The 984-nt window shown below is 50.2% G+C and carries 2 tRNA genes and 1 rRNA gene; all 3 read left to right on the top strand.

Going from position 1 to position 984, the window contains the following annotated elements:
* Positions 1–502 (top strand): 16S ribosomal RNA (locus tag B5F17_RS14490); the annotation flags it as partial.
* Between the two features lie 161 nt (positions 503–663).
* A tRNA-Ala gene (locus tag B5F17_RS14485) sits at positions 664–739 on the top strand.
* A gap of 111 nt (positions 740–850) precedes the next feature.
* Positions 851–927, top strand: a tRNA-Ile gene (locus tag B5F17_RS14480).
* Positions 928–984: the final 57 nt, after the last annotated feature.

The following is a 984-nucleotide window of genomic DNA, read 5'->3' as shown; positions in this document are numbered from 1 at the left end:
CATCGGTGACAGGTGGTGCATGGTTGTCGTCAGCTCGTGTCGTGAGATGTTGGGTTAAGTCCCGCAACGAGCGCAACCCTTACGGTTAGTTGCTACGCAAGAGCACTCTAGCCGGACTGCCGTTGACAAAACGGAGGAAGGTGGGGACGACGTCAAATCATCATGCCCCTTATGACTTGGGCTACACACGTACTACAATGGCAGTCATACAGAGGGAAGCAAAACCGCGAGGTGGAGCAAATCCCTAAAAGCTGTCCCAGTTCAGATTGCAGGCTGCAACTCGCCTGCATGAAGTCGGAATTGCTAGTAATCGCGGATCAGCATGCCGCGGTGAATACGTTCCCGGGCCTTGTACACACCGCCCGTCACACCATGAGAGCCGGTAATACCCGAAGTCCGTAGTCTAACCGCAAGGAGGACGCGGCCGAAGGTAGGACTGGTAATTAGGGTGAAGTCGTAACAAGGTAGCCGTATCGGAAGGTGCGGCTGGATCACCTCCTTTCTAAGGAGACATGAGTTTTGAAAGATAAACTCAGAGTCTTAGGTCAATCAGGATCGTTAGCAAATCGTTGTTTAATTTAGAAGGCACAAGCTTTCTAAAAAGATGTACCTTCAAAAATGGTGAAAAGAGAGACGGAATTACTTCCGAGCCCTGTTCAAAACGGGGGTGTAGCTCAGCTGGGAGAGCACCTGCCTTGCAAGCAGGGGGTCAGGAGTTCGATTCTCCTCATCTCCACCACTTTCTTTCTTTTGAAAAAGAAAGAAAGCAAAGAAAACTTCAGTGTCGCCTGCGGGCGGGACGAGAGTTTGGGCGGAGGTAATTTCCAACGACCAACGCCTTAATTGACATGGGCTTGTAGCTCAGGTGGTTAGAGCGTACGCCTGATAAGCGTAAGGTCGGAGGTTCGAGTCCTCTCAAGCCCACCACTTGTACCTTGAAAACTGAACAATAACGAAAGCAAAGCAACAATAGAGGAAATGTTA

The organism is Butyricicoccus pullicaecorum (assembly GCF_002160355.1).
Classification (GTDB): domain Bacteria; phylum Bacillota; class Clostridia; order Oscillospirales; family Butyricicoccaceae; genus Butyricicoccus; species Butyricicoccus pullicaecorum.
Note: the sequence above shows the minus strand (reverse complement) of the source record. Positions and strands in the feature narration are given on the sequence as shown.